Annotated in this window: 18 protein-coding genes; 15 read left to right on the forward strand and 3 right to left on the reverse strand. The window is 46.4% G+C overall.

The genetic code is table 11. From position 1 onward, the window contains the following. Nucleotides 1-34: 34 nt before the first annotated feature. The 5 genes from ampD (at nt 35) to lpdA (ending at nt 8,337) form a co-directional block, all read left to right on the forward strand. Nucleotides 35-664, forward strand: a complete 630-nt coding sequence (gene ampD / locus ACVA6Q_RS16175; protein ID WP_446648176.1) for a 1,6-anhydro-N-acetylmuramyl-L-alanine amidase AmpD — start codon at nt 35-37, stop codon at nt 662-664. 405 nt (nt 665-1,069) lie between these two features. Next, on the forward strand, nt 1,070-1,837 hold the full coding sequence (gene pdhR / locus ACVA6Q_RS16180; RefSeq protein ID WP_446648177.1) for a pyruvate dehydrogenase complex transcriptional repressor PdhR: 768 nt from the start codon (nt 1,070-1,072) through the stop codon (nt 1,835-1,837). 56 nt (nt 1,838-1,893) lie between these two features. Then, nucleotides 1,894-4,572 (forward strand): pyruvate dehydrogenase (acetyl-transferring), homodimeric type, encoded by a 2,679-nt coding sequence (gene aceE, locus ACVA6Q_RS16185; RefSeq protein WP_446648178.1) that lies wholly within the window; start codon nt 1,894-1,896, stop codon nt 4,570-4,572. A gap of 30 nt (nt 4,573-4,602) precedes the next feature. Then, nucleotides 4,603-6,525, forward strand: a complete 1,923-nt coding sequence (aceF, locus tag ACVA6Q_RS16190; protein WP_446648179.1) for a pyruvate dehydrogenase complex dihydrolipoyllysine-residue acetyltransferase — start codon at nt 4,603-4,605, stop codon at nt 6,523-6,525. Between the two features lie 384 nt (nt 6,526-6,909). Next, nucleotides 6,910-8,337, forward strand: a complete 1,428-nt coding sequence (gene lpdA / locus ACVA6Q_RS16195) for a dihydrolipoyl dehydrogenase (RefSeq protein WP_353497784.1) — start codon at nt 6,910-6,912, stop codon at nt 8,335-8,337. 129 nt (nt 8,338-8,466) lie between these two features. Here the strand turns inward: lpdA and ACVA6Q_RS16200 are convergent, their stop codons facing one another. Next, a complete protein-coding gene (locus ACVA6Q_RS16200) occupies nt 8,467-9,093 on the reverse strand; it encodes a LuxR/HapR/OpaR family quorum-sensing transcriptional regulator (protein ID WP_446648180.1) in 627 nt (208 codons plus the stop codon). Nucleotides 9,094-9,609: 516 nt separating this feature from the next. Here ACVA6Q_RS16200 and hpt point away from each other — a divergent pair. After that, a complete protein-coding gene (gene hpt, locus ACVA6Q_RS16205) occupies nt 9,610-10,140 on the forward strand; it encodes a hypoxanthine phosphoribosyltransferase (protein ID WP_353497786.1) in 531 nt (176 codons plus the stop codon). A 57-nt stretch (nt 10,141-10,197) separates the two neighbouring features. On the opposite strand, the gene can is transcribed toward hpt, so the two are convergent. Then, on the reverse strand, nt 10,198-10,848 hold the full coding sequence (gene can, locus ACVA6Q_RS16210; RefSeq protein WP_353497787.1) for a carbonate dehydratase: 651 nt from the start codon (nt 10,846-10,848) through the stop codon (nt 10,198-10,200). A 233-nt stretch (nt 10,849-11,081) separates the two neighbouring features. Here can and ACVA6Q_RS16215 point away from each other — a divergent pair, with 233 nt between their 5' ends. The 5 genes from ACVA6Q_RS16215 (at nt 11,082) to hldE (ending at nt 19,129) form a co-directional block, all read left to right on the forward strand. Next, entirely contained in the window at nt 11,082-12,728 is a 1,647-nt protein-coding gene (locus ACVA6Q_RS16215; protein ID WP_353497788.1) for a SulP family inorganic anion transporter, read from the forward strand. A 180-nt stretch (nt 12,729-12,908) separates the two neighbouring features. Further along, the gene (locus ACVA6Q_RS16220) at nt 12,909-13,829 is read left to right on the forward strand and encodes an ABC transporter ATP-binding protein (RefSeq protein WP_112459460.1); all 921 of its coding nucleotides are present in this window, start codon (nt 12,909-12,911) and stop codon (nt 13,827-13,829) included. A gap of 5 nt (nt 13,830-13,834) precedes the next feature. Then, nucleotides 13,835-14,605, forward strand: coding sequence for an ABC transporter permease (locus tag ACVA6Q_RS16225; RefSeq protein ID WP_112459491.1), 771 nt, complete (start codon nt 13,835-13,837; stop codon nt 14,603-14,605). Nucleotides 14,606-14,704: 99 nt separating this feature from the next. Further along, nucleotides 14,705-17,560 carry a bifunctional [glutamate--ammonia ligase]-adenylyl-L-tyrosine phosphorylase/[glutamate--ammonia-ligase] adenylyltransferase gene (glnE, locus tag ACVA6Q_RS16230; RefSeq protein ID WP_446648181.1) on the forward strand — a complete coding sequence of 952 codons (2,856 nt, stop codon included), beginning with the start codon at nt 14,705-14,707 and terminating at the stop codon, nt 17,558-17,560. Between the two features lie 138 nt (nt 17,561-17,698). After that, nucleotides 17,699-19,129, forward strand: coding sequence for a bifunctional D-glycero-beta-D-manno-heptose-7-phosphate kinase/D-glycero-beta-D-manno-heptose 1-phosphate adenylyltransferase HldE (gene hldE / locus ACVA6Q_RS16235; protein ID WP_446648182.1), 1,431 nt, complete (start codon nt 17,699-17,701; stop codon nt 19,127-19,129). 73 nt (nt 19,130-19,202) lie between these two features. Here hldE and tolC read toward each other — a convergent pair whose 3' ends face one another. Further along, nucleotides 19,203-20,516, reverse strand: coding sequence for an outer membrane channel protein TolC (gene tolC, locus ACVA6Q_RS16240; protein WP_446648183.1), 1,314 nt, complete (start codon nt 20,514-20,516; stop codon nt 19,203-19,205). 233 nt (nt 20,517-20,749) lie between these two features. On the opposite strand from tolC, the gene nudF reads away from it, so the two are divergent. Genes nudF through yqiA form a run of 4 tightly spaced genes read left to right on the forward strand, consistent with a single transcriptional unit; the run spans nt 20,750 to nt 23,274 of the window. Further along, entirely contained in the window at nt 20,750-21,373 is a 624-nt protein-coding gene (nudF, locus tag ACVA6Q_RS16245) for an ADP-ribose diphosphatase (RefSeq protein WP_446648251.1), read from the forward strand. A gap of 12 nt (nt 21,374-21,385) precedes the next feature. Further along, a complete protein-coding gene (locus tag ACVA6Q_RS16250) occupies nt 21,386-21,832 on the forward strand; it encodes a DUF1249 family protein (protein ID WP_112459463.1) in 447 nt (148 codons plus the stop codon). 30 nt (nt 21,833-21,862) lie between these two features. Then, the gene (cpdA, locus tag ACVA6Q_RS16255) at nt 21,863-22,687 is read left to right on the forward strand and encodes a 3',5'-cyclic-AMP phosphodiesterase (protein WP_418641756.1); all 825 of its coding nucleotides are present in this window, start codon (nt 21,863-21,865) and stop codon (nt 22,685-22,687) included. Then, nucleotides 22,687-23,274, forward strand: coding sequence for an esterase YqiA (gene yqiA / locus ACVA6Q_RS16260; protein WP_446648184.1), 588 nt, complete (start codon nt 22,687-22,689; stop codon nt 23,272-23,274). Before cpdA ends, yqiA begins: the two co-directional genes overlap by 1 nt. Nucleotides 23,275-23,355 lie beyond the last annotated feature (81 nt).

A 23,355-nucleotide genomic window follows, 5' to 3' on the forward strand; every position in this document is an offset into this window, starting at 1 on the left:
GCCGTCGGATAAAATCAAAGCGATAGCGATGTAGATGAGCTCAAAATATATGCAAAACCAAGATAGAAACGATATCAATCAAGCCGCCCTGACAGGGGAAACATCAGAAGTGGTGTCCGAGGCGATCGATGAGCAGGGTTGGTACCCTAGAGCGAGAAAGGTACCTTCTCCCCACTTTGATGCTAGACCGGATAAAGAGGATGTGTCCCTGTTGGTGGTGCACAATATTAGCCTTCCTCCAGGTCAATTTGGCGGTTGTTATATAGAAGACTTTTTTCTTGGTAAGCTGGAGGTGTCTGTTCACCCGTTTTTTCAGGTGATTAAGGACATGCGTGTCTCGGCACACTGTTTGATTAAGCGAGACGGTGAAGTCGTGCAATTTGTTCCGTTTGGTGCTCGAGCATGGCATGCCGGTATGTCGAGTTTTGCCGGACGAGCGAGATGTAATGATTATTCGATAGGTATTGAGCTTGAAGGCACTGATTATGTGGCGTACACCGAAGCTCAATATCAAAGCTTGCAGTGCTTAACGCTTTCTCTTTTGGCTCGTTATCCCGAGATAACTCGTGAACGCATCACGGGGCATCAATACATTGCACCGCTTAGGAAAAGTGACCCTGGTCTCGTTTTTGATTGGCGTCGTTTCAAAAATTCTCTGTCATAAAAGATTCACTCCACCTCCCAATGTTGCTTTCGTGGCCGTATTGCCGCGCCACGAAATATTTTGTTATTCAAATTATTAATAACCAGTGATGCGGTTATTCCTTTCTTTCTTGATATTGGTCAATTTCCTTTGTCTGACAAATAAGGTTCTTTGTTATTGATTTATAAGGATTTTTATAGCACGTAAATTACCCTATAAGTTTCTCGTATGTAATTGGTCTGACCATGAGTGTTGATGTTTTAATCTATAAATGTTTCAGCAAGGTTAACGCAAGGCCAGTTCTATGATGTGAATCAATTTTTAACTAGACATTGGCGTTTTAAATGTGTTAATTTTTACCCCAACTTATAAATTGGTAATACCAATTAACAGCTCAAGCAAGTAGAAGAAAAAAGAATAATAGTTATGGCTTATCAAAGGATCCGTCAGCCGAAACTTTCGGATGTTATCGAGCAAGAATTGGAGCGCTTGATTGTTGAAGGGACACTTTCAGCAGGGCAGCAGCTTCCACCTGAACGCGAGCTGGCAAAGCAATTTGATGTTTCTCGACCTTCTATTCGAGAAGCCATTCAGCGACTCGAAGCGAAAAAGCTTCTGACTCGCCGTCAAGGCGGTGGCACGTTCGTTAGCGAGAACATCTGGAAAAGTTTCTCGGATCCCTTGTTAGACCTTCTATCTTCTCATAACGAGACTCAGCTAGATTTGCTCGAGGCTCGTCATGCTATGGAAGGTATCTCTGCTTACTTTGCCGCTTTGCGTGGCACTGATGAAGATTTTGCTCAAATCGAGACTTGCTTAAGCAATATTCGTATTGCTCAGAAAGCGGATGATGTGGAAGCCGAAGCCTCTGCAGTCATGGCATTTCTGGTGGCACTTACGGAAGCGGCACACAACGTTGTGTTACTGCATATCGTGAGAAGCTTAGCTCCATTGCTTGAGCAAAATATTCTACAGAATTTAGAGCTATTACACCGCCGCTCTGAGGTGGTGGAGAAAGTCAGTAAACACCGAGCTAATATCGTTGAAGCGATCGTCGCTGGTCAGCCAGAAAAGGCGCGTGAGATGTCGCATTCGCATTTAGCTTACATCGAAGAAACATTGTTAGATTTGACTCGAGAAGCGTCTCGTCGTGAGCGTTCTTTGAGACGAATTCAACAAGATAGTGATTCTTAAAACTAGAAACGCTTACTTTAATTAAGTAGATCCAACCAACAGAAGGATAGATCGCCATGTCTGACATGAAGCATGACGTAGATGCACTGGAAACTCAAGATTGGCTACAAGCACTTGAATCAGTTGTTCGTGAAGAAGGTGTAGAACGTGCTCAATTTCTACTAGAAACCGTTCTAGAGAAAGCGCGTTTAGATGGCGTTGATATGCCAACAGGTATCAACACTAACTACATCAACACCATCCCAGCAGCACAAGAACCAGCTTACCCTGGTGATACCACGCTTGAGCGTCGTATTCGTTCGATTATTCGCTGGAACGCAATCATGATCGTGTTGCGTGCGTCTAAGAAAGACCTAGACCTTGGTGGTCACATGGCTTCTTACCAGTCTGCTGCAGCATTCTACGAAGTGTGCTTCAACCACTTCTTCCGTGCTCCTAACGACACAGACGGTGGCGATCTAGTTTACTACCAAGGTCACATCTCTCCAGGTATCTACTCGCGTGCATTCGTTGAAGGCCGTCTAACTGAAGAGCAGCTAGACAATTTCCGTCAAGAAGTAGACGGTAAAGGTGTTCCTTCTTACCCACACCCTAAACTGATGCCTGAGTTCTGGCAGTTCCCGACAGTATCTATGGGTCTAGGTCCAATTTCTGCGATCTACCAAGCGCGTTTCCTTAAGTACCTAAACGGCCGTGGTCTGAAAGACACGACAGCCCAACGTGTTTACGCCTTCCTAGGTGACGGTGAGATGGATGAGCCAGAATCACGTGGTGCTATTTCTTTCGCTGCGCGTGAGAAGCTAGACAACCTATGTTTCCTAATCAACTGTAACCTACAGCGTCTAGACGGCCCTGTAATGGGTAACGGCAAGATCATTCAAGAGCTTGAAGGTCTATTCAAAGGTGCTGGCTGGAACGTAGTGAAAGTTATCTGGGGTAACAACTGGGACGCACTGCTAGCTAAAGATACGACGGGTAAGCTACTACAGCTTATGAACGAAACGATCGATGGCGACTACCAAACATTCAAATCTAAAGATGGCGCATACGTACGTGAGCACTTCTTTGGTAAGTACCCAGAAACAGCTGCACTTGTTGCAGATATGACTGACGACCAAATCTTCGAATTGAAGCGTGGTGGTCACGATTCTTCTAAGCTGTTTGCTGCGTTCAACAATGCAAAAGAAACCAACGGCAAGCCAACGGTAATCCTAGCTAAGACTGTTAAAGGTTACGGCATGGGTGAAGCGGCTGAAGGTAAGAACATCGCTCACGGTGTTAAGAAGATGGACATGACTCACGTTCAATACCTACGTGATCGTCTAGGTCTACAAGACCTTCTTTCTGATGAGAAAGTGGCTGAACTGCCTTACCTAAAACTGGAAGAAGGTTCTGCTGAGTACGAATACCTACATGCTCGTCGTAAAGCTCTGAAAGGCTACACGCCACAGCGTCTACCTAAGTTCACTCAAGAGTTCAAAGTACCAGAGCTAGAAGAGTTTGCTCCTCTACTAGGTGCTCAGAAGCGTGAAATTTCAACGACAATGGCTTATGTACGTACGTTGAACATTCTTCTTAAAGACAAGAACATCGGTAAGAACATCGTTCCTATCATCTGTGATGAAGCGCGTACGTTCGGTATGGAAGGTCTATTCCGTCAGGTTGGTATCTACAACCCAGACGGTCAAGAATACACACCTGAAGATAAAGGCATCGTTTCTTACTACAAAGAAGCAACATCAGGCCAAGTTCTTCAAGAAGGTATCAACGAACTAGGTTCAATGGCATCTTGGGTTGCTGCTGCTACTTCATACAGCACAAACGATCTGCCAATGATTCCGTTCTACATCTACTACTCAATGTTCGGTTTCCAACGTATTGGTGACATGGCATGGCTAGCAGGTGACCAACAAGCTCGTGGCTTCCTACTAGGTGCTACAGCTGGTCGTACAACACTGAACGGTGAAGGTCTACAGCACGAAGATGGCCACTCGCACATTCAAGCGAACACTATCCCTAACTGTATCTCTTACGACCCAACATTCGCTTACGAGCTAGCAGTAATCATGCAAGATGGTATCCGTCGTATGTACGGTCCTGAGCAAGAAAATATTTACTACTACCTAACAGTAATGAATGAAAACTACGCAATGCCAGCAATGCCAGAAGGCGCTGAAGAAGGCATCCGTAAAGGTATCTACAAGCTTGAGTCTCACCTTCCTCAAGGCGAACAGGCTGCTAAGGGTAAAGTTCAGCTAATGAGCTCTGGTACTATCATGAACGAAGTACGTAAAGCAGCGACTATCCTGAGCGAAGAGTACGGTGTTGCGTCTGACGTGTTCTCTGTAACATCGTTCAACGAGCTAACTCGTGACGGTCAAAACGTAGAGCGTTACAACATGCTTCACCCAGAAGCAGAGGCGAAAGTACCTTACATCACAACAGTTCTAGGTAACGAGCCAGCAATCGCTGCGACCGACTACATGAAGAACTACGCTGAGCAAGTACGCGCATTCATGCCTACTGAGTCTTACAAAGTACTTGGTACCGATGGTTACGGCCGTTCAGACAGCCGTGAAAACCTACGTCGTCACTTCGAAGTTAACGCAGGCTACGTGGTAGTTGCAGCGCTAACTGAACTAGCGAAGCGCGGTGATGTTGAGAAGTCTGTTGTGGCTGAAGCAATCGCTAAGTTCAACATCGACACTGACAAGACTAACCCACTTTACGCTTAATACAGCGCTTAATTAGAAGGTAAATAAGCAATGGCAATCGAAATTAATGTACCTGACATCGGTGCGGATGAGGTTGAAGTTACTGAGATTCTTGTAAGCGTTGGCGACAAGGTGGAAGAAGAGCAGTCTCTTATCACGGTTGAAGGCGACAAGGCTTCTATGGAAGTTCCAGCGTCTCAAGCAGGTATCGTTAAAGAAATCAAAGTAGCGGAAGGCGATTCTGTTACTACTGGTTCTCTAATTATGATTTTCGAAGCTGAAGGTGCAACTGCTGCTCCTGCGGCAGAAGCGGCTCCAGCAGCGGCTCCAGCTCCAGCAGCTGCGGCCCCTTCAGCTGCGAGTGAACTTAAAGAAGTTCACGTTCCAGATATCGGTGGCGACGAAGTAGAAGTTACTGAAATCATGGTTAAAGTTGGCGATACAGTGGAAGAAGAGCAATCTCTCCTAACTGTAGAAGGCGACAAAGCTTCTATGGAAGTACCAGCTCCATTTGCAGGTACGGTTAAAGAGATCAAGATTGCTGAAGGTGATTCAGTAACGACTGGTTCTCTTGTTATGGTATTTGAACTGTCCGGAGCTCCGGCTGCCGGTTCAGGAGCAGCTGCTCCTGTTGCAGAAGCTCCGGTAGCACCAGCGGTGGCTCCAGCGGCATCTTCTGAAAAAGAAGTAAACGTACCGGATATCGGCGGCGACGAAGTAGAAGTTACTGAGATCATGGTGAAAGTTGGCGATACAGTAGAAGAAGAGCAATCTCTTATCACTGTAGAAGGCGACAAAGCTTCTATGGAAGTACCAGCACCATTCGCTGGCACAGTTAAAGAGATCAAGATTGCTGAAGGTGATTCAGTAACAACTGGCTCTTTAATCATGGTATTTGAGGTGGCCGGCACTCCGGTGGCTGGCGCAGCTCCAGCTCCAGTAGCAGCTCCTGTTCAAGCGGCGGCACCTGCGGCAGCAGCTCCGGCTCCAGCAGCGAAAGCGGATGCAGCACCGCAAGCGAACGACTTCCAAGAAAACAACGACTACGCACACGCGTCTCCTGTTGTTCGTCGTCTAGCTCGCGAATTTGGCGTTAACCTATCTAAGGTTAAAGGTACTGGCCGTAAGAGCCGTATCCTTAAAGAAGACGTTCAGTCTTACGTTAAAGATGCACTTAAGCGTCTTGAATCTGGTGCTGCGGCATCTGGCAAAGGCGGTGACGGCTCTGCTCTTGGCCTACTACCTTGGCCGAAGGTTGACTTCAGCAAGTTTGGTGAGACTGAAGTTCAGAAGCTTTCTAAGATCAAGAAGATCTCTGGTGCTAACCTACACCGTAACTGGGTAATGATCCCGCACGTTACACAGTGGGATAATGCGGATATCACAGCGCTAGAAGCGTTCCGTAAAGAGCAGAACGCTATCGAAGCGAAGAAAGATTCAGGTATGAAGATCACGCCACTAGTGTTCATCATGAAAGCTGTTGCGAAAGCACTTGAAGCCTTCCCAGCGTTTAACTCTTCTCTATCTGAAGATGGCGAGAGCATCATTCTTAAGAAGTACGTAAACGTTGGTATCGCAGTGGATACACCAAACGGTCTTGTTGTTCCTGTATTTAAAGACGTGAACAAGAAGGGCATCTACGAGCTATCGGAAGAGCTAATGGTTATCTCTAAGAAAGCACGTTCTGGCAAGCTAACTGCTGCAGATATGCAAGGTGGCTGTTTCACTATCTCAAGCCTAGGTGGCATCGGTGGTACTGCATTTACTCCTATCGTAAATGCACCTGAAGTTGGTATTCTTGGTGTGTCTAAGTCTGAAATGAAGCCAGTATGGAACGGTAAAGAATTTGAACCGCGCCTACAGCTGCCACTTTCACTATCGTACGATCACCGTGTGATTGACGGTGCGGAAGGTGCACGTTTCATTACTTATCTAAACAGCTGCTTGAGCGATATTCGTCGCTTGGTACTTTAAGGTAGCTGACCCCCTCTAGCTCCCCCGGCTGCGCGCCGCGTTATAAAGGGGGAGAACCGACGGCTCGTTACTGAAGTTGCATCGCCTTTTCAAACAAGCGATGCGCAGCGAGCCTAAGTTCCTCCCCTTAATAAGGGGAGGCTAGGAGGGGTAAAAAAACCAAATTCATACAACAATTCCCCGTGAATTGTCGTCTAGCTCACAGGCTAAATTGATTTACTTTTCACACCATTAACATCTCTGTAAAATGTTGGCGGTCTGAAATCATAAATATTTAAACTCATTACGCTATAAACGTTGTCATAAGGCGTTTGAGCGAAGTTTATAAAAAAGAAAATCAATACCCACTCAGCCTGTTAGGGATAATGACTACAAGAGGTCAAAATGAGCAAAGAAATTAAAGCCCAAGTTGTTGTACTTGGTTCTGGTCCTGCTGGTTACTCTGCCGCATTCCGCTGTGCAGACCTAGGTCTTGAAACTGTTCTTATCGAACGTTATAGCACCTTAGGTGGTGTGTGTCTGAATGTGGGTTGTATCCCATCTAAAGCGCTTCTTCACGTTTCAAAAGTTATCGAAGAAGCCAAAGCAATGGCTGAACATGGTGTTGTTTTCGGTGAGCCACAAACAGACATCAACAAGATCCGTATCTGGAAAGAGAAGGTTGTAAACCAGCTAACTGGTGGTCTTGGCGGTATGGCTAAGATGCGTAAAGTTAACATCGTTAACGGTTACGGTAAGTTCACTGGCCCTAACTCGATCCTTGTTGAAGGTGAAGGCGAGTCAACAACAGTAACGTTTGACAACGCTATCATCGCAGCAGGCTCTCGCCCAATCAAACTGCCATTCATTCCACACGAAGATCCACGTATCTGGGACTCTACTGATGCTCTTGAGCTAAAAGAAGTACCAGGAAAACTGCTTATTATGGGTGGTGGTATCATCGGTCTAGAAATGGCTACGGTATACCACTCTCTAGGTTCTAAAGTTGACGTGGTTGAGATGTTTGACCAGCTTATCCCAGCAGCGGATAAAGATATGGTTAAGGTTTACACCAAGCGTATTAAGAACAAGTTCAACTTGATGCTTGAGACCAAAGTAACGGCCGTTGAAGCGAAAGAAGACGGTATTTATGTTTCAATGGAAGGCAAGAAAGCCCCTGCTGAAGCTGAGCGTTACGATGCAGTTCTTGTTGCTATCGGTCGCGTGCCAAACGGTCTGCTTCTTGATGCCGAGAAAGCGGGTATTGAAGTGGATGAGCGCGGCTTTATCAATGTTGATAAGCAAATGCGTACTAACGTTCCACACATTCATGCTATCGGTGACATCGTTGGTCAGCCAATGCTTGCTCACAAAGGTGTGCATGAAGGTCACGTAGCGGCTGAGGTTATCTCTGGTAAGAAGCACTACTTTGACCCGAAAGTGATTCCTTCAATTGCTTACACTGAGCCAGAAGTGGCATGGGTTGGTAAGACAGAAAAAGAAGCGAAAGCGGAAGGCATTAACTACGAAGTGGCGACATTCCCATGGGCAGCATCAGGCCGTGCTATCGCGTCTGACTGTGCTGATGGTATGACTAAGCTTATCTTTGATAAAGAGTCTCACCGTGTTATTGGTGGCGCTATCGTTGGTACTAATGGTGGTGAACTGCTTGGTGAAATCGGTCTAGCGATCGAGATGGGTTGTGATGCAGAAGATATCGCTCTGACTATCCACGCTCACCCAACACTACACGAATCTGTAGGTCTTGCAGCAGAAGTATTTGAAGGCACAATCACTGACCTTCCAAATGCGAAAGCGAAGAAAAAGAAGTAAGTTCTGAATAAAGAAAAACGGCCAGTAGCAATACTGGCCGTTTTTTATGGTTTTGATTTATCGCTTTGAATTGTCACTTCTATTTGCGCGAGGCAAGTAGCTAGCGAGGTTCTAGTCGCGATGAGCAAACTAAGATGCGTGCGCTTCACCGTTGTTGTAAATACACACCATGTCCATATAACAATCAGTGAGTGATTTTACGGTATCGCTATCGTTAGTGCGCATTGCTTCTACAAATAGTGAGTAGCAAAGGCCATGGAATAGGCTAGTTAAGTGTTTTGGATTGTGGTGTGGGCACACTTCACCGCGTTCAATAGCTTTAATGAACATGTTTTCAATCAAAGCTTGGCTGGTTTTGTTTGAGCTAACAAACAGCGGCCAAACTTCATCACGTGTCGATGTGCTCCACTCAAACCAGACTTTATTCCAGTGACAATCTTCGACCACCATGTCGACCACACCATCTAGGATGTTCGCCAAGTTGTCTTTGATGTTCACATCAAGATCAATCGTGTTAGATAGAAAGTTTGAGTACTGGCATACGACGTGATTGAGTACTTCATCCACCAAGTCTTCACGAGTTGGGAAATAGTTGAATACTGTTGCCACTGAGACCTGTGCGATTTCAGCGATATCGGCGTGTCCCCCGCGTCCAATGCCACGCTTTGCAAATACTTCAAGCGCTATCTCCATAAGCTGTAGTTTACGCTTTTGTGGAGACAGACGAGTCCTAGGTCTTTTTACTATAGAGTCCATATTGTTTTTCCTTGCCAACGATTGTCGAGGTGGTGACTTTTTATTAGTCGCCTTATTCCTCGTTTATTATGAGTCAGCCATTTCACATGACGGAAAACCACATAAACCCTTTGACCGATGACGTTATACCAGTCTTTGTAGGGTTATTTCCAAAATGGAAATTAACTGCTCCTATTTTTCTAATTCCAAATAAGTGTAATGGTGCATATGTTAATGGTCAATAGTCATACACTGATAATTATCATAATTAAGAGTAATTTATCTGCGTATCACATTTTGTTGTGAAATTAATAAAATATTTCAACAGAAGTCGTTAACAGTGGGGCGGTTATTGTAGTTGTTACCAAGGACTATGAGCGTGCTGCGGGTTTTTATCGGACGGTATAAAGTGATACTATTGCGCGCAAATTGACAGGCATGCCTAGGCGAGCGACTTTATCTTGATGTTTTATACTCTATCAAGGTGCGCGGTCATGGCTGCGTTTGTTCTACCCATATACCAACATCGAGATAGATATGAAACATACTGTAGAAGTCATGATCTCTGAGCAAGAAGTTCATGAGCGCGTACAAGTGTTAGGCAAAGCCATCACCGAACATTACCAAGGCAGCGAAGATCTAGTAATGGTCGGTCTGCTTCGTGGCTCATTTGTGTTTATGGCGGATTTGGCTCGTGCGATTGATTTGACCCACTGCGTGGACTTCATGACCGCTTCTAGCTACGGCAACACGATGAAAAGCTCTCGCGATGTGCGCATTCTTAAAGATCTTGATGATGACATTAAAGGTAAAGACGTACTGCTAGTAGAAGACATTATTGATACAGGTAACACGCTAAACAAAGTGAAAGAGATTTTGTCGCTGCGCGAGCCTAAGTCTATCGAGATTTGTACTTTACTGGATAAGCCTTCTCGCCGTGAAGTTGACGTTGATGTAAAGTGGATTGGTTTTGAGATCCCAGACGAGTTTGTTGTGGGCGTGGGTATCGATTACGCTCAGAAATATCGTCACCTGCCATATATTGGCAAGGTAGTGCCTCAAGAGTAATCTCTCGAGTAATAAAAAAGCCCACAAGTGGGCTTTTTTTGATTCTGTGTGGGCTTATTACTCAGCGCCAAGGATTGTCTGCATTGCCGTTTGGTAGTTTGCTTCCAATGTTTCACGGCTTGAGCAACGAACACCTAAATCTTCAAGTTTGCCATCACCAATACCATAAACCACACCATGCACTTCTACGTCTTGGCCTCTTTCCCACGCATTTTGCAGAATCGTTGAGTTGCCAAGGTTATAAACCTGTTCAGCAACGTTGATCTCGCATAGCTTGTCACCCCACGTCTCACGCGGTAAATCATTTAAGAACTTACGGTGCTTGAGGTACAAATCGCGAATATGCAGAAGCCAGTTATTGATAAGACCTAGTTGAGGATTGTCGATAGCCGCATTTACACCGCCGCAGCCGTAGTGGCCACATACAATAATGTGCTTCACTTTGAGAACGTCAACCGCGTATTGCACCACGGACAAGCAGTTCAGGTCGGTATGAATGACTTGGTTAGCCACGTTTCTATGAACAAAAAGCTCACCTGAATAGAGGCCTGTGAGTCGCTCTGCTGGGACTCGGCTATCGGAACAACCGATCCAAAGAAAGCCCGGGCTTTGTCCCTCTTCAAGCTTAGCGAAATACTCAGGGCGCTGAGAGGTGATCTCTTGCGACCATTTTGAGTTGTTGTCAAAAAGTTGTTTGATTTCCGGCATGGTACTTCCCTTCAATGATTCGCCACACTATACACAATGTTACAAATTGAATCTCGTTAAAAAGTGTCACAAATTCACTCATCTGACGTGTTCTTGCACGTAAAATCAGATATTTAACGATTGCGTGACAAACTGTCATAACTTATGTCGAATGAGCAGTATTTAATAAATATTAACTCATCGTCACATTTGTTAACCTGAATCAATTTTTTGGTTATTTTTCAGGGATAGTAATGAAGTTAGGACGTCGTTTTGAAGATATTAACCTAAAAGGAGATCTGTTTGGTGGTGTGACCACCGCGATTATCTCTTTGCCACTTGCGCTCGCATTTGGTGTTGCCTCTGGAGCTGGCGCGGAAGCGGGATTATGGGGTGCGATCATGGTTGGCTTGTTCGCCGCGCTATTCGGCGGTTCATCCACTTTGATCTCTGAGCCGACCGGCCCGATGACCGTTATCATGACGGCCGTGTTAACCAGTATGATGGCCAAATACCCAGAAACTGGTCTGGCGATGACCTTTACCGTCGTCATGATGGCGGGTGTGTTTCAGATATTGCTTGGTACATTAAAGCTAGGGAAATACGTCACCTTAATGCCATACAGTGTGGTGTCGGGCTTCATGTCAGGGATTGGCGTTATTCTTATCATACTCCAGTTAGCGCCACTGCTTGGGCAAGCCGCACCATCCGGTGGAGTGATTGGTACCTTAACAGCGTTGCCAGATATGTTGGCGAACATAGATGTAGCGGAGCTGTTTTTAGGTGTGTTAACACTCGCAATTTTGTTTCTTTTACCTAAGAAGTATCGTCAACATGTGCCGCCGCAGCTTGTTGCACTGGTGGCAGTGACGCTGCTGTCGGTACTGCTGTTTGACAATGAATCCATTCGCCGCATTGGTGAAATTCCAGCAGGTCTACCTTCACTGGTGATGCCGCATTTTAATGCAGAAATGTTCACAGAGATGGTGATTGATGCTCTAGTTTTAGGCACGCTGGGCTGTATCGATACACTGCTTACCGCGGTTATCGGTGACTCATTGACTCGTAAAGAGCACGATTCAGACAAAGAACTGCGTGGTCAAGGGCTTGCGAATTTACTGGCGGGTTTATTTGGCGCACTACCAGGTGCAGGTGCGACCATGGGGACAGTGACCAACATTCAAGTTGGAGCTCGTTCACCTCTTTCTGGCGTGGTTCGCGCTTTGGTGCTCATGCTGGTGGTATTGGTCGCCAGTGGTTTAACAGAACCGATCCCAATGGCGGTACTGGCAGGTATCGCAGTGTATGTCGGTTTCAATATTTTGGATTGGAGCTTCATTCAACGAGCTCACAAAGTCAGTATCCCGGGTATGGCCATCATGTATGGTGTGATGCTTCTGACGGTGTTTGTCGACTTGATTGTCGCGGTCGGACTTGGGGTATTTATCTCAAACATTATTATTATCGAGCGTTTGAGCCGTGAGCAAGCAAGGCAGGTAAAAGCCATCAGTGATGCCGATGATGACGATGTACCATTAACGGATGCGGAAAAAGCACTGCTCGACAAGTCGCAAGGTAAAGTACTGTTTTTCTATTTGTCGGGACCGATGATCTTCAGTGTATCGAAAGCGATTTCTAGGCAGCACTCGAGCATTGCTGATTACCAAGCAATGATCCTCGATTTGACTGATGTTCCTATGATCGACGTAACGGTCGGGTTGGCATTGGAAAATGCGATTAAAGATGCACAAGATGCTCACTGTCATGTCTACTTACTCTGCCCACACGATAAGATCCGTCAACAACTTGATAAATTCCACGTTGTTGATTTGGTGCCGGATGACAATATCTTCATTGAACGTGAGGCGGCTTTAGAGGCGGCACATGTGGCTACGGCATAGAGACCGATAACTTTACCGAAAAGCGAGTGCGGATTTATCCACACTCGCTTTTTTATATTCATTTTTGCTAATTGACTTGAAAACTGGTGCAGCAATCATCATGTGTAGTACCATCAGATAACTTTTCGATATTGATGGAAATATTCCAGTTTCTATCAAGGCAGATTTTGGAAACAAGCTATGGTCGCATTAGAAATAGAACAGCTAAAAAAAACATACGCCGGTGGCTTTGAAGCGCTTAAAGGTGTGAGCCTGACCGTTGAGCAAGGTGACTTCTACGCATTGCTTGGGCCTAACGGAGCGGGGAAGTCGACCACCATCGGCATTATCACTTCATTGGTTAACAAAACCTCAGGCAAAGTGAGCGTGTTTGGTCATGATATCGATAAAGAGCTAGAGCTCGCGAAGCAGCAACTAGGTTTAGTGCCGCAAGAGTTCAACTTCAACCAGTTTGAAACGGTGGAGCAAATTGTCCTCCAGCAAGCGGGTTACTACGGTGTACCGAAAGATGTCGCTAAACAAAGAGCACAGAAGTACCTATCTCAGCTTGATTTGTGGGAAAAGCGCAGCGAGCGTGCTCGTCATTTGTCGGGTGGGATGAAACGTCGTCTGATGATTGCTCGCGCCTTGATGCATGAGCCTAAACTGCTGATCTTGGATGAACCAACCGCAGGGGTGGATATTGAACTGCGCCGCTCCATGTGGGATTTTCTTAAAGAGATCAATCGTCAAGGTATTACTATTATTTTGACGACTCACTACCTTGAAGAAGCGGAGCTGCTGTGTCGTAACATCGGTATTATTCAGCGCGGTGAGCTGATTGAGAACACGTCGATGAAAGCGCTGCTGAATAAACTGCATGTCGAGACCTTCATTCTTGATATCGAAGGTGATGCAGATATCCCTGAGCTTGAGGGTGTGAATGCGCAGCATCTGGTCAATGGCTCTTTAGAGATTGAAATTGAGAAGACTCAGGGGCTTAACCATATCTTCAGTCAGCTATCGGCTTCTGGCATTAAAGTATTATCAATGAGAAACAAAGCGAACCGACTTGAAGAGCTGTTTGTCTCCATTGTTCGTGAACAAACGGAGACAAAATAATGAACATGTATGGTTTGTATTGGACGGCTTTTAAGAGCTTACTGACCAAAGAGATCAATCGCTTCACACGTATTTGGGTGCAAACTCTGGTACCGCCAGCGATCACCATGACGCTGTACTTTATTATCTTTGGCAGCCTTATCGGCTCACGCATCGGCGAGATGAACGGCTTTAGTTACATGGAGTACATTGTGCCGGGTCTTATCATGATGTCGGTAATTACTAACTCTTACTCTAACGTGGCATCGTCATTCTTCAGCGCTAAGTTTCAGCGCAATATTGAGGAGTTGCTCGTCGCACCGGTGCCAAACTACATCATCATTGCCGGCTTTGTGATGGGCGGCGTAGTGCGTGGGTTACTCGTAGGTACCATAGTGACGATTGTATCGCTGCTGTTTGTCGATCTGCGCGTAGAGCACTGGGGCATCATTATTGCGACGGTATTTTTAACCTCGGTAGTATTTTCACTGGGCGGTCTCATTAACGCCGTGTTTGCTAAGACATTCGATGATATCTCTATTATTCCAACGTTTGTGCTGACCCCACTGACTTACCTTGGCGGCGTATTCTATTCCATAAGCTTGCTGCCTGATTTTTGGCAGGGCGTGTCGAAAATCAATCCTATTGTCTACATGGTCAACGCGTTCCGCTACGGATTTTTGGGTGTGTCCGATGTAGGGATTGTGACATCTTTTGGCGTACTCTTAGCGTTTATCGTGGTACTTTATGGTGTAGCCCATCATTTAGTGACCAAGGGAATTGGCTTGAGAAGCTAAGGCTTTTTAGCAAGTTCCAAATGATCACAGCGACAAGCGAATGAAACAAGTGGTGGCCTCGGTCACCACTTTTGTTATGAGTCGAGACAAGGACGACAAATGCAACTGCCTCCCGAATTACAACAAGACGCTGATAAGGCGTTAGCGCAACTCAAAGACACCTATTCCGATTTCTCCCAGTGGCCTCAAGAGAGACTAACTCAGCTTCAACAAGTGACGGCAATGAGCAAGTTTGTCACTGAAGCGCTGCAACAAGATCAAACGCTGTTTGAACAACTGCCAGTGATGCTCGGTGAACCAAGCCGCGAGGAGGCGTATCGAGAACGCTTGGCGGCTTTACTGGCTGTGTGTGAACAAGAAGTCGATGGTCACCGTGTGTTGCGCCGCTTCCGAAATCGGGAAATGGTGTATATCGCTTGGCGAGATTTCCTCAATGACTGGACGCTGGAAGAGAGCCTAAGTCATTTGTCGATGCTGGCTGAAGCGATGATTGTTGAGACTTACCAATGGCAATACCAAGCTTGTTGTAAGGAGTGGGGCACGCCTTGTAATGCTGAAGGCGAAGCGCAGCCAATGCTGATCATCGGTATGGGTAAGCTTGGCGGTGGCGAGCTTAACTTCTCCTCCGACATCGACCTTATCTTTACCTATCCAGAAAATGGTGAAACTCAAGGTGCTCGCCGCTCGATCGCCAATGCCCAGTTCTTCACTCGCCTCGGTCAGCGCATCATAAAGGCGCTTGATCAGCAAACTTTTGATGGCTTCTGTTATCGCGTAGATATGCGTCTAAGACCATTTGGGGAAAGTGGCCCTTTGGTAATGAGTTACGCAGCACTGGAAGATTATTATCAAGAGCAGGGGCGTGACTGGGAGCGTTACGCCATGGTGAAAGCTCGGGTGATGGGGCGTGAGATGTACCCTGAATACCAGGAGCTTAGACAGATGCTGCGCCCCTTTGTGTTCCGTCGTTACATCGACTTTAGCGCCATCCAATCTTTGCGCCGAATGAAGTCGATGATCAGCAGCGAGGTAAGACGTCGTGGCCTAGGCAACAACATCAAACTCGGAGCCGGTGGCATTCGAGAGGTCGAGTTTATTGCTCAGGTGTTTCAGTTGATCCGCGGTGGCCGTGAGCCAAGTCTTCGTGGCCGAGGCTTGCTGGAGACATTGGACGCCATTGAAACATTGAAGCTGCTTGAGCTAGGCGAAGTCGATCAACTAAGAGACGGATATTGTTTCTTGCGCCGTCAAGAAAACCTTCTGCAAGCGATGGCCGATAAACAGACTCAAACTCTGCCAGACAACGAGCCTGAACAGCGTAAGCTTGCCTTTGCTATGGGCTTTGACGACTGGCAGAGTATGCTGAGCGCCACTGAGCAGCATATGCTCAACATCCATAATGTGTTTGCTAATCTGATTGGTGAAGATGAGGAAGACGAAGACGCTAATCCAATCGCCAAGCACTTTCATGAACTATGGGACATGGTTGGCCGTGCAGAAGTCATCGAACACATTTTGCAGCATGACCTCAATGTGGAAAATGCACACGACAAGTGTGCGACTATTCAGCAATTCAAAGCCGATCTGGCTAAAAAGACCTTAGGTCCAAGAGGACGTGAGGTGCTCAATCGATTGATGCCAAAAGTCTTTAGTGCCATTTATAGTCACAAAGACGCTGAGTTCGGTTTGCCGCGTGTGTTGCATGTTCTGCACCGCATTGTCACTCGTACGACATACCTGGAGCTGCTCGATGAGCACCCAGCAGCACTGACTCAGCTTGTACGATTGTGTACCGCTAGTCCGATGATTTCAGAGCAGTTGGGGCGCTATCCAATTCTTTTAGATGAGCTTCTCGATCCTGCTCATCTTTATAACCCAGTGCCTTTGGAGTCCTATAAAACTGAACTGCGTGACTACCTAGCTCGTATCCCTGAAGAGGATATGGAGCAGCAGATGGAGGCGCTAAGGCAGTTTAAACAAACCTGTATCCTTCGAATTGCCGCTGCCGATATTGCGGGCGTACTGCCAGTGATGAAGGTAAGCGATCACTTAACTTACCTAGCTGAGGCGATTGTCGAGGCGGGTATTAACCAAGCTTGGCAGCAAATGGTAGCCAAGTATGGTGAACCAACGCATCTAAAAGACCGTGGCAGCAAAGGGTTTGCTGTTATTGGCTATGGCAAAGTTGGCGGCTGGGAGCTTGGCTATAATTCAGACTTGGATATCGTATTTATGCATGACTGCCCTGTGAGTGTGTATACCGACGGTAAGAAAGAGATTGATGGTCGTCAGTTCTACCTGCGTTTAGCGCAGCGCATCATACATATCTTCTCGACACGCACCGCATCGGGCATCCTGTATGAAGTAGATACTAGACTGCGCCCATCTGGTGCGTCAGGGCTACTGGTAAGTCCAACTGATGCGTTTGATGACTATCAGCACAACGATGCTTGGACTTGGGAGCATCAGGCATTAGTACGAGCACGAATGATTTATGGGGACGCTCAATTGGAGCAAGCGTTTGGTGCTACTCGCCACAATATTTTGTGTAAGTCTCGCGATAAGGGTGCTCTGATCGAGCAAGTGGTCGATATGCGTGAGAAAATGCGTGACCATTTGGGCGGTAAGAAAGCGGGGCGCTTTATGCTTAAGCAAGATCCTGGTGGTATCACTGATATTGAGTTTTTGGCTCAGTACTTGGTGCTGCAATACAGCCATGACAAACCGAAACTGACGCGTTGGTCTGATAATGTGCGTATCTTTGAGTCGATGATGGGACAAGGGGTGATGGAAGAAGGGCAGGCGATGGCACTGACTTGTGCTTACACCACATTACGAGATGAGATCCATCACCGTAACCTTCTCAATTTGGATGCGGATGTGGCCGAAGAAAAGTTTGAACCGGAAAAAGCTATTGTGGTCGAAGCATGGAATGCCTGGCTTGGAACCCGCTAGCGAAAAGCATGGCTTGTTTTAGTAGTGCAGCGATGAGTTGTGCTACTATCCCATCAAAGGCTTACTGAGATAAAGCCAAAGTAAATTATGATAAGAAGATGCTATGGCATCTTCTTTGTCACTATGTGGAGTACAGAAATGAAACCCATCCTACCGAATTACAGCGACTCTGGCGTATTAATTGTTGGCGATGTGATGCTTGATCGCTATTGGTATGGCCCAACAGGGCGTATCTCACCAGAAGCGCCAGTACCTGTAGTGAAAGTAGAAAACAACGAAGAGCGTCCGGGCGGTGCTGCGAACGTGGCTATGAACATCGCTTCTCTTGGTGGTCATGCTCACACTATTGGTTTAGTGGGTATGGATGAACCAGCGAAAGTGCTGACCGAGACTTTGACTTCACTGAAAGTGAAATGTGACTTTGTTGCTTTGCCAGACTACCCAACCATCACCAAATTGCGTGTATTGAGCCGTGGTCAACAGCTTATCCGTCTTGATTTCGAAGACAAATTTGAGAACACGGATCCAGAGTTGGTACTGGCGAAAATGGAACAAGCGTTACCTGATGTTCGCGCCGTGATCTTATCGGATTATGCCAAAGGCGCACTAGAACACGTTCAGCGCTATATTCAAAAAGCTAAAGCAGCCGGCGTTCCAGTATTTATTGATCCGAAAGGTGCGGATTTTGAACGCTATCGCGGCGCAACGTTGCTGACACCAAACATGACAGAGTTTGAGCATGTTGTCGGCAAGGTGAAAAACGAACAAGAGTTGATTGAAAAAGGTAATGCACTTATCGAACAGTTCGACTTTGAGGCGCTATTGGTGACGCGAAGCGAGCACGGTATGACCTTACTGCGCCGTGGCCAAGAGCCATTCCATCTACCGACCCAGGCTAAAGAAGTCTATGACGTAACAGGCGCAGGCGATACGGTAATATCAGTATTGGCGGCATCGGTTGCAGCAGGTAAACCGATGGATGAAGCGTGTGCACTTGCTAACGCAGCGGCAGGTGTGGTTGTGGGTAAACTGGGTACGTCAACGCTTTCAACTATTGAGCTTGCGGAAGCTATTCACGGTAGTCAAGATACCGACTATGGCGTGATTAGTGAGCAAGCACTTATCGAAGCGGTTGCTAAAGCGCGCGCGAAAGGCGAGAAAGTAGTCATGACCAATGGCTGCTTTGATATCTTACACGCTGGCCATGTTTCTTATCTGAATCACGCAGCAGAGCTTGGCGATCGCTTGATTGTCGCGGTGAATACTGATGAATCTGTGCGTGAACTGAAAGGCCCAGGTCGCCCGGTGAATCCAACCGATCGCCGTATGGCAGTACTTGCAGGTCTCGGTGCCGTGGATTGGGTGGTTCCGTTTTCAGAAGAGACGCCACGTCGTTTGATTTCTGAAGTATTGCCTACACTTTTAGTGAAAGGCGGCGACTACAAACCAGAAGAGATTGCTGGTGGTAAGGAAGTGATTGCTGCGGGCGGTGAAGTGAAGGTGCTTAACTTCGAGGATGGCTGCTCAACCACAGAAATCATTGAAGCGATTAAAGGTGGCAGAGGCTAATGTAGGTCTTTCCATAACAAGATAAACAAAAGGGACGCCGAGGCGTCCCTTTTTCGTGATTGCTCACTGCGAGTTAGTTTGCTTTTTTAAGACCAGCATTGATATCAACGATATCTTGCTCACTCAATGTACCTACGGATTGACGTAGGTTTAGAACACTCACAATGTAGTCGTAACGAGCATCAGAAAGGTTGCTTTCTGCGTCGTACAGCGCCTGAGTTGCTTCTAGTACGTCAACGATAGTACGCGTACCCACATCGAAACCTGCTTTGGTTGCTTCCAGTGCCGATTCAGCAGAAATTACTGTCTGCTCAAATGCACGGATTGCACCGATAGAAGAGTTGATGTTGTTGTTATTTGCGCGAACGTTACGAACTACCGAACGGTATGTTTGCTCTAGCTGCTCACTTGCTTCAACGTACGCAAATTCTGCTTGTTTGGTTTGTGAGGTAATGTTACCACCAGTGTATAGAGGCACTGAGAGGTTAATACCAGCGTTAAACGCATTGTTGGAATCAAAAACGCTTGATGGGTTATTTTGATTACGTTCATTGCCATAGTTATAACCACCATCCAAAGTCAATTTTGGTAGGTGACCAGAGCTTGCCAATGTAATGTTGTCTTTTGCAATATCTTGACCGATACGCGCTGATAACAAGTCTAAGTTTTTAGTTTGAGCTTCTTCTAGGAAGACGTTAACGCCTTGTTCTGGGCGAGCCGCAGCGAAACGGTCTGTATCAAGGACATCAATATTATTGTGCTCTTGACCCGTGATTTCACGCAGTGCTTCGTATTGGTTCAATAGGTTGTTTTCTGCAACCACTTCATCGGCAAGTACTCGGTCATACTGAGCTTGCGCATCGTGTACGTCAGTAATTGCTGAAAGACCTACTTCAAAACGCTGTTTGGTTTGCTCTAGCTGACGAGCTACCGCGGCCTTGTTGGCGCGAACCGATTCAAGAGCATCTTTAGAACGCAGTACTTCAAAGTATGCTTGCGCGGTACGAAGGATTAGGGATTGTTGCGCCGCTGCATAGATAGAGTCTGCCTGACGCGCTGTTTTCTCAGCAGAATCAAGCGTAATCCAGCTAGTACGGTTGTAAAGCTCTTGCGAGAAACCGATACCAGCGCTTAGTCGATCACTATCAGCAGTATCAACGTCACTTCTTACCGCGTTATACCCAGCAGTAAGATTAATTTGTGGTAGAAGTGTTGCACGAGCAGAATTGATCGCTTCAAATGCACGATCACGCTGAGCAGCTGCACGCAGCAACTGAGGATCGTTTTGCTTTGCTTGATCGTAGATCTCGGTTAGGGAGTCGGCCCATGCCGCTGCACTTACGCTTCCTAATGCAGCTGTAATAAAGAGTGGAAGCAGTTTTTTCATTTGTCCTAATCCTGCCTAATACTAATAAAGGTATGATTCACAGTTTAACTTAAATTGGCCGTAATTCACTCGAAACTTTGCACTTTTTTACGCAAGCTCACCAAAAGTTGAGACAAATAATTAACCAGAATCAAATTAATTTTGAATTTTTACGTGAAAAATTGAGCCGTGTCCTTGGTAGTCGCTCTATTACTTGAGTAAACTATAAGGTTCACGGAAGCCAGAGGTCGATGATGAAAGACGGATTACAGCCAAACGAACAGTATACGTCGCAAGACGTAGAGGTTGTGTCAAAACAAACCGTATTTAAAGGTTTTTTTGAAATGGTTCAGTTTCGCTTCAAGCATAAGCGCTTTGAAGGGGGCTGGAGTGCATTAATTGACCGAGAAATGTTTGTTCGTGGTGATGCAGCCGCTATGCTGCCTTATGATCCGATTACTGACCAAGTCGTGCTTATTGAACAAATCCGTGTTGGCGCTCTCGAGCATCCTAATCCGTGGCAAATAGAAATTGTTGCCGGCATTGTCGATAAGCAAGAGAGTATCGAAGAGCTGGTTTGCCGTGAAGCAGTGGAAGAAGCGGGCGTTGATGTAAAGCAATTGGTGCCGATCACGCGCTATTACCCATCTTCAGGTGGCTGTAATGAGCGTATTTCCGTGTTTGTTGGCCATGTTGATGCGACGCAAGCGTCTGGCGTACATGGTCTGGAAAGTGAAGGTGAAGATATTCGCGTAAGCGTGGTATCTCGCGAACGTGCATACCAAATGGTGGAGAGTGGCGAGATTGAAAATGGCGCCTCCATTATCGCCTTACAATGGCTACAACTGAATTACCAAAAGCTCAAGCAGCAATGGTAGAGGGAATTTTTTATGGCTCGCGTTGTCGATACTAATACGTATCATGTTGATCTTGCTGAGTTAATGCGTGTCTATGAAACCAACTACGCTAAGCTCAATCGCTTGATCCCGACACAGCCAGAAGTTGGGGATGTACGCTGTTATCAAGCGGGCTCACTGACTTACCAGTTAGAAGTGCGAGAAGTGACGAAGTACACAACATTGGTTGAAATTTTCCAAGATGATGAGCTTCCTGTTTTCCCATTGCCTAAAATGACCGTTAGGCTCTATCACGATGCAAAAGTGGCAGAGGTAAGTGATTGTGAAAACGCGTCTCGTGTCCAAGCAAGGTACGATTACCCCAACGCAAAAATGCATCAAAAGGACGAAAAATTTCAGTTTAATCAGTTTTTAAGTGATTGGCTGACGTTCTGTTTAAAAAATGGCATTAGTCGAGCTCCGATCATGTATCGCAGCTAACAAGAATTATAATTTCAGGTTTTTAATATTTTGAACACAACACCCAGTGATGAATCTCAGTTAAGTAGCGTTAGGTTGCTGCAATTAACGGACACGCATCTGTTTGCGCCTGATGATGGTTGCTTACTGAGTGTTAATACCCAAGATAGTTTTCACGCCGTCGTAGCGGAAGTTATGCAGCAAGGCATACCGTTTGATGCCTTGCTTGCGACGGGCGATATTTCTCAGGATCATACCGAAGCGTCGTATCAAAAATTTGTCGATGGTATCGAACCGTTGGGCTTGCCTTGTTATTGGCTGCCTGGCAACCATGACTATAAGCCGTGCATGAACAGTGTCGTGAGCGCACCGCTTATTCAAGATGTGACTTACGCATTGCTCGGTGAGCATTGGCAAGTATTGTTGCTTGATTCGCAAGTGGTTGGTGTGCCTCACGGTAGGCTCAGTGACAGTCAGTTGGACTTTTTAGATCGTAAACTGACCGAGCACAGCGACAGACATACATTAGTGCTATTGCATCACCACCCGATGCTTGTGAATAGTGCATGGCTTGACCAACACTCGCTCAAAGATGCGCACGAGTTTTGGCAGGTAGTTGAAAAGCACAACAATGTACGCGCTGTATTGTGTGGCCATATCCATCAAGAGTTGGATCACCTTCGCAATGATGTTCGCGTGCTTGCAACACCATCAACGTGTGTGCAGTTTAAACCAAACTCTAATGAGTTTGCGCTTGATACTTGCTCACCAGGTTGGCGCGAGTTAGAGCTTTGTGCTGATGGAGAGGTAAAAACAACGGTAAAAAGGCTGCCGCATGGCGCATTTCGTCCTGACTTTAACGCGGAAGGTTACTAATGAGCGCAAAGCGTCCACTGCTTCTTTATATCCACGGCTTTAACAGCTCACCCAAGTCGTTTAAGGCGCAAGCCATGTTGGCGTATTGTCAGCAGGCGAGACCCGATATCAAAGTTGTCGTACCGCAAATGCCGTGCTTTCCAGAGCAGGCTGCCCGTTACCTTGAGCAGATCGTGACGCAATACCAAGCGGACTACCAGATAGCACTGGTTGGGAGCTCACTGGGGGGATACTTGTCAACCTGGCTCAATCATCATTATGGCTTTAAAGCCGTATTGATAAACCCAGCGGTTAAACCTTACGAGTTATTGCTCGACTTCCTCGGTGAACAGCAAAACCCGTATACTAACGAACGTTACACGTTGGAAGCGAAACACATTGATGATCTAAAAGCACTCGATGTCGAGACCATTCAATCACCTGATGATTTTTGGCTGTTGCAGCAAGAGGGCGATGAAGTTCTAGATTATCGCCAGGCAGTCGACAAGTATCGCCAATGCATGCAAACCGTCGAGGAAAATGGCGATCATAGCTTTGTCGGTTTTGAACGATTCCCTGAACAGATTATCCGCTTCTTAGGCCTGTAATCGTCGCTTTTTTCGTCTCCCCTTGAGGAGACAGTCATAATTTTCCCTCCAACTTCTGCGTGAAACTTGACAACACCTGCG

It is taken from the genome of Vibrio sp. DNB22_10_4, from assembly GCF_052879755.1.

Bases quoted from the DNA above. Each gene is read 5' to 3' on its own strand.
- ampD (WP_446648176.1), top strand. From the start codon at position 35: ATGAGCTCAAAATATATGCAAAACCAAGATAGAAACGATATCAATCAA.
- pdhR (WP_446648177.1), top strand. From the start codon at position 1,070: ATGGCTTATCAAAGGATCCGTCAGCCGAAACTTTCGGATGTTATCGAG.
- aceE (WP_446648178.1), top strand. From the start codon at position 1,894: ATGTCTGACATGAAGCATGACGTAGATGCACTGGAAACTCAAGATTGG.
- aceF (WP_446648179.1), top strand. From the start codon at position 4,603: ATGGCAATCGAAATTAATGTACCTGACATCGGTGCGGATGAGGTTGAA.
- lpdA (WP_353497784.1), top strand. From the start codon at position 6,910: ATGAGCAAAGAAATTAAAGCCCAAGTTGTTGTACTTGGTTCTGGTCCT.
- ACVA6Q_RS16200 (WP_446648180.1), bottom strand. From the start codon at position 9,093: ATGGACTCTATAGTAAAAAGACCTAGGACTCGTCTGTCTCCACAAAAG.
- hpt (WP_353497786.1), top strand. From the start codon at position 9,610: ATGAAACATACTGTAGAAGTCATGATCTCTGAGCAAGAAGTTCATGAG.
- can (WP_353497787.1), bottom strand. From the start codon at position 10,848: ATGCCGGAAATCAAACAACTTTTTGACAACAACTCAAAATGGTCGCAA.
- ACVA6Q_RS16215 (WP_353497788.1), top strand. From the start codon at position 11,082: ATGAAGTTAGGACGTCGTTTTGAAGATATTAACCTAAAAGGAGATCTG.
- ACVA6Q_RS16220 (WP_112459460.1), top strand. From the start codon at position 12,909: ATGGTCGCATTAGAAATAGAACAGCTAAAAAAAACATACGCCGGTGGC.
- ACVA6Q_RS16225 (WP_112459491.1), top strand. From the start codon at position 13,835: ATGTATGGTTTGTATTGGACGGCTTTTAAGAGCTTACTGACCAAAGAG.
- glnE (WP_446648181.1), top strand. From the start codon at position 14,705: ATGCAACTGCCTCCCGAATTACAACAAGACGCTGATAAGGCGTTAGCG.
- hldE (WP_446648182.1), top strand. From the start codon at position 17,699: ATGAAACCCATCCTACCGAATTACAGCGACTCTGGCGTATTAATTGTT.
- tolC (WP_446648183.1), bottom strand. From the start codon at position 20,516: ATGAAAAAACTGCTTCCACTCTTTATTACAGCTGCATTAGGAAGCGTA.
- nudF (WP_446648251.1), top strand. From the start codon at position 20,750: ATGAAAGACGGATTACAGCCAAACGAACAGTATACGTCGCAAGACGTA.
- ACVA6Q_RS16250 (WP_112459463.1), top strand. From the start codon at position 21,386: ATGGCTCGCGTTGTCGATACTAATACGTATCATGTTGATCTTGCTGAG.
- yqiA (WP_446648184.1), top strand. From the start codon at position 22,687: ATGAGCGCAAAGCGTCCACTGCTTCTTTATATCCACGGCTTTAACAGC.